The sequence below is a fragment of the Thioclava marina genome (genome assembly GCF_002020135.1).
Classification (GTDB): Bacteria; Pseudomonadota; Alphaproteobacteria; order Rhodobacterales; family Rhodobacteraceae; genus Thioclava; species Thioclava marina.
In genome coordinates, this window is record NZ_MPZS01000002.1 from 424,346 (window position 1) to 437,558 (window position 13,213).

12 protein-coding genes are annotated in these 13,213 nt (G+C 62.5%); 6 read left to right on the plus strand and 6 right to left on the minus strand.

Going from position 1 to position 13,213, the window contains the following annotated elements:
- Position 1: 1 nt before the first annotated feature.
- The 5 genes from BMG00_RS12295 to BMG00_RS12315 form a co-directional block, all read right to left on the minus strand.
- Positions 2-1,111: an ABC transporter ATP-binding protein gene (locus BMG00_RS12295; protein ID WP_078574528.1), complete on the minus strand. Its 1,110-nt coding sequence runs from the start codon at positions 1,109-1,111 to the stop codon at positions 2-4.
- Between the two features lie 13 nt (positions 1,112-1,124).
- The gene (locus tag BMG00_RS12300) at positions 1,125-2,090 is read right to left on the minus strand and encodes a carbohydrate ABC transporter permease (RefSeq protein WP_211274132.1); all 966 of its coding nucleotides are present in this window, start codon (positions 2,088-2,090) and stop codon (positions 1,125-1,127) included.
- A gap of 1 nt (position 2,091) precedes the next feature.
- Positions 2,092-2,937, minus strand: a complete 846-nt coding sequence (locus tag BMG00_RS12305) for a carbohydrate ABC transporter permease (RefSeq protein ID WP_210401969.1) — start codon at positions 2,935-2,937, stop codon at positions 2,092-2,094.
- 131 nt (positions 2,938-3,068) lie between these two features.
- The gene (locus BMG00_RS12310) at positions 3,069-4,400 is read right to left on the minus strand and encodes an extracellular solute-binding protein (protein WP_078574529.1); all 1,332 of its coding nucleotides are present in this window, start codon (positions 4,398-4,400) and stop codon (positions 3,069-3,071) included.
- A 238-nt stretch (positions 4,401-4,638) separates the two neighbouring features.
- Positions 4,639-5,334, minus strand: a complete 696-nt coding sequence (locus BMG00_RS12315) for a TetR/AcrR family transcriptional regulator (protein WP_211274133.1) — start codon at positions 5,332-5,334, stop codon at positions 4,639-4,641.
- A 207-nt stretch (positions 5,335-5,541) separates the two neighbouring features.
- Between BMG00_RS12315 and BMG00_RS12320 the strand changes: the two genes are divergently transcribed.
- The 4 genes from BMG00_RS12320 (at position 5,542) to BMG00_RS12335 (ending at position 10,203) form a co-directional block, all read left to right on the plus strand.
- Positions 5,542-5,853 (plus strand): NIPSNAP family protein, encoded by a 312-nt coding sequence (locus BMG00_RS12320; RefSeq protein ID WP_078574815.1) that lies wholly within the window; start codon positions 5,542-5,544, stop codon positions 5,851-5,853.
- Positions 5,854-5,867: 14 nt separating this feature from the next.
- On the plus strand, positions 5,868-6,443 hold the full coding sequence (locus tag BMG00_RS12325) for an NTP transferase domain-containing protein (RefSeq protein ID WP_078574530.1): 576 nt from the start codon (positions 5,868-5,870) through the stop codon (positions 6,441-6,443).
- Positions 6,444-6,736: 293 nt separating this feature from the next.
- Positions 6,737-9,856 carry a valine--tRNA ligase gene (locus tag BMG00_RS12330; RefSeq protein WP_078574531.1) on the plus strand — a complete coding sequence of 1,040 codons (3,120 nt, stop codon included), beginning with the start codon at positions 6,737-6,739 and terminating at the stop codon, positions 9,854-9,856.
- An 11-nt stretch (positions 9,857-9,867) separates the two neighbouring features.
- Complete coding sequence (locus BMG00_RS12335; protein WP_078530408.1) at positions 9,868-10,203, plus strand: DnaJ family domain-containing protein; 336 nt, start codon at positions 9,868-9,870, stop codon at positions 10,201-10,203.
- Here the strand turns inward: BMG00_RS12335 and BMG00_RS12340 are convergent.
- A complete protein-coding gene (locus BMG00_RS12340; protein ID WP_078574532.1) occupies positions 10,200-11,495 on the minus strand; it encodes an MFS transporter in 1,296 nt (431 codons plus the stop codon). The genes BMG00_RS12335 and BMG00_RS12340 overlap by 4 nt on opposite strands.
- 118 nt (positions 11,496-11,613) lie before the next feature.
- On the opposite strand from BMG00_RS12340, the gene BMG00_RS12345 reads away from it, so the two are divergent.
- Together BMG00_RS12345 and BMG00_RS12350 are read left to right on the plus strand one after the other, a co-directional pair.
- Positions 11,614-12,732, plus strand: coding sequence for a pyridoxal phosphate-dependent aminotransferase (locus BMG00_RS12345; RefSeq protein ID WP_078574533.1), 1,119 nt, complete (start codon positions 11,614-11,616; stop codon positions 12,730-12,732).
- 63 nt (positions 12,733-12,795) lie between these two features.
- Positions 12,796-13,188, plus strand: a complete 393-nt coding sequence (locus BMG00_RS12350; protein WP_078574534.1) for a DUF6858 family protein — start codon at positions 12,796-12,798, stop codon at positions 13,186-13,188.
- The last annotated feature ends 25 nt before the right edge of the window (positions 13,189-13,213 follow it).

Consider the following 13,213-nt stretch of genomic DNA (forward strand, 5'->3'; position numbering starts at 1 on the left):
TTCAGACTGCGTTCCAGATCAGCGACTGACCGGTTTCACGATCGAAGATGTGCAGGCGGTTGAGGTCAACGGCGAGGGTGATCTCCTCACCGAAGGCGTGGCGTAGATCCTTGCCGACGCGGAAGAACAGCTCTTCGCCGCCGAAATCCATTCCCAGGTACTGGTCCGAGCCGACCGGAAGCACCGAATTCACGGTGCCGCTCAGCGCGTTGACCTCAAGCTCCGCAGGGCCTTCGGCGACATCCTCGGCCCGGATACCTAGCCGCACCGCGCGGCCGTCCTGCCCTTTGAGTCGCGCCGCATGAGCCGCCGGCAAAGCGAGACGCAACCCGTCACGGATGAAGCTCATCCGGTCATCCGGCCCGACTTCGAGCACCCCGTCGAAATAGTTGATCGGCGGGCTCCCGAGGAAGGAAGCGACGAAGGTGTTCGCCGGACGCTCGTAGATATCATCCGGCGTGCCGATCTGCTGCACAACACCGTCATTCATCACCACGATACGATCCGCGAGGGTAAGCGCCTCGGCCTGATCGTGGGTCACATAGACGAAAGTCGTCTGCATCGCGCGATGGAGTTCCTTGATCTCCGCACGCATCGAAATCCGCAACGCCGCATCGAGGTTCGAGAGAGGTTCGTCCATCAGGAATACCGCAGGCTCGCGAACCATCGCGCGCCCCAGCGCCACACGCTGACGCTGGCCGCCCGAGAGCTGCGACGGGCGTCGGTCGAGCAAATGGGAAATCTCGAGTTTTTGCGCCGCGTCGCGCACGCGCCTGTCGATCTCTTCCTTCGACACGTTCCGCATCCGTAAACCGAAGCCGATATTGTCGTAGACCGTCTTGTGCGGATAGAGCGCGTAGCTCTGGAAGACCATCGCGACGTCGCGCTTGTGCGGGGGGACGTAATTCACAACCTGCTCGTCGAAGATCAGATTGCCGTCCGAGACCTCCTCGAGCCCCGCGATCATGTTGAGGGTCGTGGATTTGCCGCAGCCCGACGGGCCAAGCAGGACGATGAACTCGCGATCCTCGATATCGAGGTTGAGATCGCGAACGGCGTGGAAGCCGTTGGCGTATTTCTTGTTGACGTTGGTGAAGCGGATCCGGGCCAAGACTTTGTCCTTTCTAACCTTTGACAGCCCCGGCGGTCAGACCGGAAACGATGTAGCGTTCGAAGACGATTGCGACGATGACAGGCGGCACGACTGCCAGAACGCCCGCGGCGTTGAGGAAGGAGAAGCTCACCGTGAAATCGGAGGTGAACGAGGCCAGTAGGATGGGGAGGGTCTGCGACGCCGAGGTCTGAGTGAACATCAGGGCGAGCAGGAACTCGTTCCAGCTGGCGAGGAAGGTGAACAGCACCACGGCGACGAGGGAGGGCAGCGAGAGCGGCAGGAACACCTTGATCAGCGCCTGCAATCGGGAACAGCCATCAACTCGTGCGGCCTTGTCCAGTTCGTCGGGAAGTCCCTCGAAGTACTGGATCATGATGAAGACCGTGAACGGAACCGTGATCGCAAGGTAAGTGATCACGAGCGAGCCCAGCGTATCGAGCATCCCGAGTTTGCGGATCACGAGGAAGAACGGCACGACCAACGCAATATCGGGGATCACCCGCGTGATCAGGATGAAATAGACGGAAGCATTACGCCCCCAAAACCGGATCTTCGCGATCGCATAGGCGGCGGGCACCCCGACGAGAAGATTGAGGATCACAACAAGCGTCGCAACGATGAGGCTGTTGAGCATCGAAGGCAGAAGGTTCTTCGCGGTCGAGGGGATGAAATCACCTGCGGCCGGATCAGTGCCCGAGCGCGTCTCGTAGGTGACCGGCTCGCTGTCTCCGGCGGTGAAGATCGCCTCGAAATTGCGCAATGTCGGCTCGTCGGGGATCCAGTGCGGCGGGATCGAGACGATCTCGGCCTCGGTCTGGAAGGCCGACGAGACAAGCCAGGAAACCGGGGCGAGCACATAGATCGCCAGGACGATCGCGGAGACGACGATCACGAGCCGCTGCACGATGCGCGCAATTTTCTGGCGGCGGCGGTAGTCGATCGCGTCGGCGGGAGGGGTGTTGGGCATATCGGTCATATCAGAGTTTGCGCCCCAGCGTTCGGATGAAGAGATAGGAAAGCGCGAAGGTCGCGATCGCGAGCAGGTAGGACATCGCGGCCCCACTCCCGAAGGAGAGGTTGCGGAAGGTCTCGACATAGATGTGCCAGGACAAGACATGCGAGGCGCTGCCGGGACCGCCCTCGGTCAGCACGAAGAACAGATCGAAATGGCGGATTGCCATCATCGTCTCGTAGATCATCACCAGCATGAAACCGGGCTTCATCGCAGGCAGGGTGACATGGACGAAGCGCTGCCAGACCGTCGCGCCATCGACGCGGGCGGCCGAATACAGATCCGCAGGGATCGACTTGAGCGAGACCAGAAGAAGGATCGTCGCGAGCGGGACTTCCTTCCACACGAAAGCGTTCGCGATCAGGAACAGCGTCTTGTCCTGATCACCGAGCCAGACCATGTATTTGTCAATGAAGTCAAGCTGGTAGAGCAGACCGTTCAGGGCGCCATAACTGGAATCGTAGATCCATTTCCACATCAGCGCATTCGCCACGTAGGGGATTGCCCAAGGCACCAGCAGGATCGTGGAGAGGATGCGGCGACCGCGGAACTCCTGGTTCAGCAGCAGCGAAACAAGCAATGCGATCACCGCGATCGCACTGACAGAGACGAGCGAGAAACTCACCGTGCGCCAGACCGCGCTCCAGAAAGCCGCGTCCCCCAGCAGATCGGTATAGTTCTTGAGGCCGACGAAGGGCGTCCGGTTCGGCCGCGTGAGCTTGACGCTGAAAAAGCTGATGTAGAGCGAATAGAGGATCGGGAAGACGGCAACCGCACCCAGCACAACCATTACCGGAGCAAGGAACAGCATGGCGCTGCGCTCTTCGTATCCCAGCCGCCATCTCGGGCGCGTCGCCCCAATCATTGCATCCGCCACGTCATGCTCTCCCGTTGCCCAGCCCGTCAGTCGGCGGGCCTTCGCAAAGGCCCGCCGCACCGGGATCAGTAGCTGTCCTTCAGCTCATTCCACAGATCTGCGGATTTCTTGACCGCCCCTGCGGCATCGACATTACCCAAGATCGCCGATTGCCAGGCCGAGCCATTGGTGTCGTTCCACTCCCCGAACCACGGCGTGACCGTGTCCTTCTTGAGGGCAAGCGCCTGCTGGGCCTGGATCATGTCGACATCGCCGTAGGAGTCGTAGGCGGCGCGGACCTCCTGATCCTCGAATAGCGGCTTTACGCCGAACCCGGCGCCGATATCGAGGAACAGGAGCTTCTGGAACGTGTAGGCCCCATCGGACTTACCGCCGAACCATTCAATCAGCTTTGCGGTGCTTTCGGCGCGCGCCTTGTCCTGCGCCGCTTGTGCCGACATGCCATGGAAGCGCATCCACCCCACCGTCGCATGAGATCCGTTGGGCCCTTGCGGCATCATCGCCTGCTTCACGTTGCCCGCGATCTGCGATTGTGCGGGATCGTTCAGCATCCGCAGACGATATTTCGCGACCATCGCGAAGGCATGGTTGCCCGCAGCGAAGGACTTCAACCCCGCCAACTCACCGGTCTCGACACAGGCGGGCGAGACGATCTTGTGCTTGTTGACCGCATCGACGACCCATTGCAGCGCCTCGACGGCCCCTTCCTTCTCGTCTTGCATCACGGCCGAGCCGCTGTCGTCGACCAACCGTCCGCCATGCGAATAGACGAGCGTCGAGATGAACTCGATCAGCCAGCTTTCCTGCGCCATCGCGAGCATCATCGGATAGTCGGAAATGCCCTTTTCCTTCATGACCAGAGACTGCTCCACCAGCTCGTCCCAGCTCGTCGGCGGCGCATCGAAGCCGGCTTCCTTGAGCTTCGCCTCGTCATAGAGGAAGGCCATGTAATCTGTGTAATAGGTCAGGCCGTATTGCCGACCGTCATAGGTCATCGACTGGGTGCAGAAATCCTCGGCTTCGGCGTTGTATTTCATCAGGCTGTCGAATTCGTCGACCGGTGCGATCCAGCCGGCCTCGGCCCATTCAGGCAGCCAGGCGTCCGATACCCACATCGCATCAAGCGGCGCGCCCCCGACGAATTTCGCGACCATCCCCTCGCGGTACTGCGCCCAAGGAGAGTTTCCGTAATTCACGGGGATCCCCGTTTCCTTCGTAAACGCGCTGAGGTGGCTCTGCACGGTGTCGACCGCGGCCGACCAGGTATGCATCGTCAGCGTGGCCGTTTCAGCACGTGCCTGACGAACCAGACCCGGCGCCATCAGCGCCCCTGCGCCCGCCGCCGAATAGCGGAGGAAATCCCGGCGCCCGAGGTGGCGCGTCTTGTCCTTTAGCATTATTCGATTCCTTTTGCGTGGCCGCCCGCCGCGGGCCCCATCCGAGCCCCGCCGCAGCAAACCGTCCCTGTTGAACTTTCTTATAAGAATCGACGCTATTGGCGATTTATTAATTCGTCAACTGACGACAAAACGAAAAGTGATGATTCAACTTCCCCTAAGGAAATTGCACAAATTTTCACCACCCACAGCCGTCACCGCAGGGGGAAATCCAAGAAAAGAGAACCGATTGTTGCGGTCAGTCGCCGCGACACGCGTCGATCATGTCGGCAAATCCCGCGACGAACAGGCGAACATGCATCGAAACCACCTGATCCTCGGACAGGGACAGGCTGCTTTGATAGATATGGCGCCGAATTGCGTAGTGAGAGATCGCGCCATGCAGCGTCCATGCCATTTCACGGAGCAATGCCGGATCAGCCGGCAGGACGACCCCTTTCTCGTGCGCCACCTCGCGCATCACAACTTCCAGCAGCTGGGTGATGATCGCAGCGATGTAATCGGGCGCCATATTCGCCTCGGCCAAGGAGGCATAAAGGAACAAACGCAGCCATTTGCGGGTCAGGGTGGACTGGAGATAGTCGCGATAAAAGGCCTCGAGCCGCACCGAAACCGGCTGCGAGCGATCCTGGAGCTCCACGAACCAAACCGCCTTGAATGCCCCGAGGATCTCCTGGTTATAGACCTCCCGGAGAAGGTCCTCCTTGGTCGGAAAGAAGCGATAGAGGAGACGCTGAGAAATGCCGCATTTCTCTGCCAGTTGACGCGTCTGCCCCGCAAGACCGTTCTCGGCAAAGAAGTCGGAAGCGACATCCAGAATCTGCGCGCGACGCTCATTGAACGGCATGCGGACCGCCCCCTGCGGCGAGCCCGGCTTGCTTCCCGCCCCCCCCACCTTGGATGAGCCCTCTTTCGTCATCGATCTGGCCTGCACGTTACCTCCTTCGCACTCATTCTCTCAACACTGACGCCGGACGCCACGCCCTCAGGATTACACATTAGCCCATTGTGCGCATCGGCAAAGCATCTTTTCGTCAATTGACGACTTAAACGTTGCGAAAACCTGAACTCTTGCCTTAGCCTCGGATCGAAACGGCGCGCCAGCGTCCGAGAGTCCACACCAATCATGCCGGAGCGCATCATGATCTACGAACAAAGAACCTATCGCATCACGCCCGGGAAAGCGCCTGAGTTCCTCAAGCTCTACGAAGCCGAGGGGCTCCATATCATCAGCCAGTACGCGAAGCTCGCCGGATGCTGGGTCAGTGACAGTGGCGTGTTGAACGCCGTCACGTTTCTTTGGGCCTATCAGGATTACGCCCACCGCAGCGCACAAAGAGCCAAACTCGGCGCAGACCCGCAGTGGCAGGAGTTCGTTCCCAAGATCCTTCCCTATCTCGTCCATCAGGAAAGCATCTTCCTGCAACCCGCCGCTTTCTCTCCACTGGACTGAGCCGGGGGCGTTCCATGCGCACGCTCGGCATTCTGCTCGCCGCTGGCGCCTCCCGTCGGTTCGGGGCTCAAGACAAGCTCCTCGCCGATTGGGAGGGCGCGCCTCTGGTTGTGGCGGCGGCGCGTGCGCTTGAAGCGGCGGGCTGTGACGCGCTCCTTGCGCTCGTCTCTTCCGATGCGGTCGAAGCCGTACTCCCCGCACCGTTCCGGGCAATCCGGGTGGCGCCAGGCCTGCCGCTTTCTCATACTTGGCGAGCGGCGCGTGACCACGCGCAACAGCTGCAAGCGGAACGCGCCCTGTTCATGCTGGGCGACATGCCCTCGGTTTCCGCCGGAACAATCCGAACGCTGATGGCTGACGACGGCGGCAGCCGCGCCTGCGTCTTCGATGGGATCCCGATGCCACCGGCACTCTTGACGGCAGACGACATGCGGGGATTACGCGCAGAGGAAGGAGACCAAGGCGCGCGCGCGCTGCTGCGCTCCCTGCCCCACAACTCGCTTGTGCCCCTGACGGCCGAAGAAGCCCGTGATATCGATACACCGAAAGACCTCTGCCGCGATCGGGTGCCCCCGGTCGTTCGCCCATGACGGCCTTTCGACCCATCCGCTGCGAAAGCGGGTCGGCAGATCCGACCAGACGGGAATAGGGCAAACTTCTTCGTACGCGCCTCTTTTTGACGACGTGTAGGGGGGATGCGCTGTCACAATCGCCGCCCCAAGATGGAACGCCCCCATATCCCGAGCAAAGGCGCCTGAACGTCCATCCAGCCGGACCGGCCGCTCGAACCGGCCCTTCCGACCCGCCACTCTCTTTCGCGAAGGGTTTTCCTCGCGCACGCTCCGGGCTAAACAGCGCTCAAGCCGAGCCAAGGATGCCTGACATGACGATGGACAAGACTTTCGATGCCGCGAGCGCCGAGCCGCGGATCTACGCGAAATGGGAAGAAGCCGGGGCTTTCAAAGCCGGGGCCAACGCCTCGCGCGATGAGACCTTCTGCGTGATGATCCCGCCGCCCAACGTCACGGGCGCGCTGCATGTCGGCCACGCCTTCAACAACACCGTGCAAGATATCCTCGTGCGCTGGCACCGGATGCGCGGGTTCGACACGCTCTGGCAGCCGGGCCAGGACCATGCGGGCATCGCGACCCAGTTGATGGTGGAAAAGGAACTGGCCAAGACCCAGCAGCCCAAGCGCACGGAACTCGGCCGCGAGAAATTCCTCGAGAAGGTCTGGGAATGGAAGGGTCAGTATGGCTCGACCATCATCAACCAGCTCAAGCGTCTGGGGTCGTCCTGCGACTGGTCGCGCAACGCCTTCACCATGTCCGGCGCACCCGGAGCGCCTGAGGGTAACGAGGGCAATTTCCATGACGCGGTGATCAAGGTCTTCGTCGACATGTACGAAAAGGGCCTGATCTATCGCGGCAAGCGTCTGGTGAACTGGGATCCCCATTTTGAGACCGCGATCTCGGACCTCGAGGTGGAGAATATCGAGGTCGCCGGCCATATGTGGCACTTCAAATACCCGCTGGCGGGCGGCGAGACCTACACCTACGTCGAGAAGGACGAGGACGGGAACGTGATCCTCGAGGAGGAGCGCGACTACATCTCGATCGCCACCACCCGCCCCGAGACAATGCTCGGCGATGGTGCGGTGGCGGTGCATCCCTCCGACGCGCGTTACGCGCCGATCGTCGGCAAGCTCTGCGAAATCCCGGTGGGCCCGAAAGAGCATCGCCGCCTGATCCCGATCATCACCGACATGTATCCTGATCCGACCTTCGGCTCGGGCGCGGTGAAGATCACCGGCGCGCATGACTTCAACGACTACATGGTCGCGAAGCGGAACGGCATCCCGATGTATCGCCTGATGGACACCAAGGGCGCGATGCGCGCCGACGGGCTGTCCTATGAGGAGTGCGCGACCCGTGCGATGGAAATCTCGCGCGGCGCCCAGTTCACCGAGGCCGAGATCGACGCGCTGAACCTCGTGCCGGAAGAACTGCGCGGGCTCGACCGGTTCGAGGCGCGCAAAGCTGTCATCGACCAGATCACCGAGGAAGGTCTGGCGGTGATGACCACCCAAACGGTCACCGACGAAGACGGCAACGAGACCGAAACGCTGGTGCCCTACGTCGAGGCCAAGCCGATCATGCAGCCCTTCGGCGACCGCTCGAAAGTGGTGATCGAGCCGATGCTGACCGATCAGTGGTTCGTCAATGCCGAGAAGATCGTGGGCAAGGCGCTCGACGCGGTGCGCAATGGCGACACGGTGATCCTGCCCGAGGCGGGCGAGAAGACCTATTACCACTGGCTCGAGAATATCGAGCCCTGGTGCATCTCGCGCCAGCTCTGGTGGGGCCACCAGATCCCGGTCTGGTATGGTCTGGACCTCGAGGCCTCGGATTACCGCGACGACGAAAACGATGGCGCGATCGACCTTGTCGAGATGGGACGTCTGCTCGTCGAGACGAAGATGGTGCACCTTGACGACCGCTATCACTGCGCGCCCGATTTCGAAGGCGTGACCGGCTATTTCAAGGCGGCGAATGCTGATCTGCCGACGCCGCTCAACGCGGCGCGGATCGTCGAGGTGGAAGACCGCCATGCCGCCATCGAGGCGCTGGCCGCAAGCCTCGCGCAATACGAGATGACCGAAGACCCGACGCAGCTGATCTACCCGGTCTGGCGCGATGCGGATGTGCTCGACACTTGGTTCTCGTCCGGGCTCTGGCCGATCGGCACGCTCGGCTGGCCCGAAGATACCGACGAGATGCGCAAGTATTTCCCGACCGATGTCCTCGTGACCGGCTTCGACATCCTGTTCTTCTGGGTGGCGCGGATGATGATGATGCAGCTGGCCGTGATGGATCAGGTGCCCTTCCACACCGTCTACCTGCACCAGCTCGTGCGCGACGAGAAGGGCAAGAAGATGTCCAAGACCGCGGGCAACGTGATCGATCCGCTGACGATCATCGACGAATACGGCGCGGATGCGCTGCGCTTCACCAATGCGGCGATGGCGGCCCTTGGCGGCGTGCTGAAACTCTCGGAAGAGCGCATCAAGGGCTACCGCAACTTCGGCACGAAGATCTGGAACGCCACGCGTTTCGCCGAGATGAACGGCGTCTTCGAAGGCCCGGTGGTGACCGAGATCCCGCAGCCCACTCACACCGTGAACCGCTGGATCATCGGCGAGACCGCGAAGGTGCGCGAACTGGTGGACGAGGCCTTCGCCGCCTACCGCTTCAATGACGCAGCACTCGGGCTTTACGGCTTCGTCTGGGGCAAGGTCTGCGACTGGTATGTGGAATTCGCCAAGCCTCTCTTCGATGGCGAACACGCGGACGAGACGCGGGCGACCATGCGTTGGGTGCTCGACCAGTGCTATACGCTGCTGCACCCGATCATGCCCTTCATCACCGAAGAGCTCTGGGAGCTGACCGCACCGCAGAGCGACCGCGCGAAGATGCTCGTCCATTCCGACTGGCCGAGCTACGCGGCGGCCGATCTGGTGGACGAGGCCGCCGACCGCGAAATGAACTGGGTGATCGAGCTGATCGAGGCGATCCGGTCGTCGCGCACACAAATGGGCGTGCCGGTGGGTCTGAAACTGCCGATGGTTCTCGCCGAAGCGGATGAGGCGGCCCGCGCAGCACTCGCCAATAACGAGGCGCTGATCTTCCGTCTCGCCCGTGTCGACAGCATCACCGAAGCGCCGATCCCGAAAGGGGCGATCTCGATCCCGGCACAGGGCGCGCTCTTCGGGCTGCCGCTCGAAGGGGTGATCGACATCGGCAAGGAAAAGGCGCGTCTGGAAAAGGCTCTGGGCAAGATGGAGAAGGATATCAGCGGCATGAAGGGCCGTCTGAACAACCCCAAATTCATCGCCAATGCCGATCCCGAGGTGGTCGAGGAAACCCGCGACAACCTCGCCCGCGCCGAGGAAGAGGCCGAGAAGGTCCGCCAGGCCGTGGCGCGTCTGGCAGAGCTGGGATAACGGAGGCTCCAATGGCAAGCTGGCTTGAGCGGATCGCGGAACGTCGAATGCTCAAGGCGCGGGCCGAAGGGAAGATGGCCGGGCTCGAGGGCGAGGGCAAACCCCTGCCCGACCGCTCGGGTGAAGCGCATCTCGATGCGGGAGAGCAGGTCGCCTTCCGCATGATGGCCGCCGCGGGTGTCCTGCCCGAAGAGATCGAGTTGAAGAAGAAAGTCGCGGCGGCGAAGGAAATCCTCGCCGCGGCCACCACCGAGGCGGAGCGCAAATCCGCGATGGCCGCGCTCTCTGAACTGATGATGAAGCAGTCGATCGCGGAAGAGGCCCGGCGCAAATTCCTCAAAGGTTAGTCGTCGGCTTCCTTCATCGTGAAAGCGACACCGGACGCCGCGACGCAGATCGCGGCATAGATGGCGAGCACGGTTGTGGGTCCCGCCAGCGCAAGCGCCGAACTGGCCGCACCGAAGGCGAGCAACATCACCCCGACCGTCGTGTTCGACACCGCCGTATAGGCTGCACGATTGTCTGCGGGCGCCATGTCCACAAGATAGGTCGAGCGCCCCAGCCGCACGCCCTGATAGCCGATCATCAGCCCGAACAGCGCCAGCGGCGAGGCCCAGATCGTGCCCATCAACCCCGACCAGCTCAGGATCACCGCCAACACCAGAAACACCGCCGCGACCAGCCCGGTGAAGATCAGCACCTTGCGAGACGACCGGTCCGCGAGCCGCCCCCAGATATAGGAGCTCACCAGCGAGGCCAGCGCCGAGGCCAGCACCATCGCACCCAGCGCCCCGAACCGGTTATCTCCCGCCTGCGCCGCGAGCAGCACGATATAGGGCGGGGCAAGTGCTGTCGGCAGCAGCAAGGTGCGCGCGATCACGAACTTGCCGAGATCGCGATCTTCCCAAAGAAGGCGCAATTCACGCAGGCCGACCTTGTCCTCCGCCTCCCCGGGCTGGTCTTCCTCACGCAGGGTCGAGAAGGTCACAGCCGACGCGATCCAGAGCACCGCCGCGAGCGAGATCGCCCCGATCACGAGCGCCATCCGCTCGATCGTTCCGCTCATCATGACAAGCGCGAACAGGATCACTCCCGCCGCCGACACGGTCGTCGCGATTCCCGTGGAGGTTCCGCGCCGGGTGCGGTCCACCGTCTTGCCCAGCACATCCTTGTAGCTCACCGAAGAGATCGAGCGCGCCACCGCCAACACCGCGAGCGCGCCGAGGATCGCAAGCCCCGCCATTACCCCCTGCATGGTCAGGGCGACGAAGACGATCATGGCCGCTGCGACCCCCTGAAACAGACTGCCCGCCGCCCAGGCCCATTTGCGCTCGGGCATCTTGCGGATATGCGGCGCGGTGAACAACTGCGGTAGGAGCGAACCCGCCTCACGCACCGGCACCAGCCAGCTGACCAGCGCCGCCGGCGCGCCCACTGCCTGCATCAACCAGCTCAACACCAGCTTCGGGTCGATCAGCCCATCGGCGAGCTTGGTCATAGATAGCGACGCGACATGGCGCAGGAAATTGGCGGGTTCGTGGCACGCCGCATCCGCACTCAGTTCCCTCGGCTTGCCCCCGTCCGCCCCGGTCAGGGTCTGGAAGAGGCTGTTCGCAAGGGAGGTGTCGCTGGCGCTCATCGGCTGGCTCTCCGGGTCGGTGCTCGATCGCAGGTTACGTAAAATTAAGTGTCTCGCCCAGCCCGGGGTTCCACGCGGCCCCTTGCCGCATCCCGGCTTTGCGCTTACGCCTGTTGCCATGACCGGACCGCGTTACACCAAACTGATCGAGAGCCTTCCCGCCACCGTGCCTTTCGTCGGGCCCGAGGAACAGGAGCGCCGCGCTGGCCGCCCCTTCGCAGCGCGGCTCGGTGCCAATGAAAACGGCTTCGGACCCTCGCCGCGCGCGATTGCCGCAATGGCAGCTGCGGCAGGAGATGTGTGGAAATACGGCGACTCGACGAGTTTCGAGCTGCGCGCCGAGATCGCCGCCCATCACGGCGTCGCGGTCGAGAACGTTCTGGTGGGCGAAGGGATCGACGGGCTTCTGGGCTATCTGTGCCGTCTGGTGATCGAGTCGGGCGATGCGGTGGTGACGTCCGATGGTGCCTATCCGACCTTCAATTACCATGTCGCGGGTTTTGGCGGCGTGCTGCACAAGGTACCTTACGCAACGGATCGCGAAGACCCGCAAGCGCTGATCGCCAAAGCCGCCGAGACGCAGGCGAAACTCGTCTATATCGCGAACCCCGACAATCCGATGGGTACCTGGCACGCGCGCGAGACGATCGAGGAGATGATCGAAGCGCTGCCCGAAGGGACACTGATGGCGCTCGACGAAGCCTATGTGGAGTTCGCCCCGGAAGGCACCGAAGCGCGCATCGCCGCCGCTGATCCGCGCGTGATCCGGATGCGCACTTTCTCAAAGGCGCATGGGATGGCGGGTGCGCGGGTGGGCTATGCCTTGGCGGCGCCAGGGCTGATCGCGGCCTTCGACAAGATCCGCAATCATTTCGGCATGTGTCGGATCTCGCAGGAGGGCGCACTGGCCGCGCTTCAGGACAAGACGTGGCAGGCCTACATGCGACTGCTCGTCGCGGGCGCGCGCGACCGGATCACGGCGATTGCGGAAGAGAACGGGCTTAGCGCCCTACCCTCGGCTACGAATTTCGTCGCGATCGACTGCGGGCAGGATGGCGATTTTGCCCGTGCGGTGCTGGCGGAACTGGGCGCGCGGGGCATCTTCGTGCGCATGCCCTTCGTCGCGCCACAGGATCGCTGCATCCGTGTTTCGGTCGGCCCCGATGCCGAGCTTGACGCTTTCGCCGCGGCACTCCCCGACGCCCTCGCAGCCGCCCGCGCCAAGCTGTCGCGTTGATCCACGCGCAGTTTGCGGGCATCCGGGAAGGCGAAACATGCCTCCCAGATGAAGGATTGCGAGATGAGACAGTCGCTGCTGATGGAAAAATACCCGGTTTTCGACATGACCCTGCCGAAGGCCGAAACCTCCTGCGCGAGCGTTGATGAGATCATCGCCAAGCTGCGCGAGAAGATCGACGCCCATCCGAAGGTCGCCTATATCGCCACCTTCGATCACTACACCCACACAAAGTCGATCGAAGGCACCGTGGCCGAGAACATCTCGGACGCGAAGAACATCGTGTTCTGTTTCGGCGTGGCTCTCCCCAACCCGCATGTGCTGGCCGTGCGTCCGCGCGCAATCGGCGTGGCGGATATGGGCGACAGCTTCCACCTGACCTTCCTCGAACCGCCGATGGAAGTGGCCACGAAGGAAATGGAAGCCTGGTGCAAGGCGCTGGCCGACAAGGCCTGAGGCTCCTGCCGTTGGGTTTCGGATG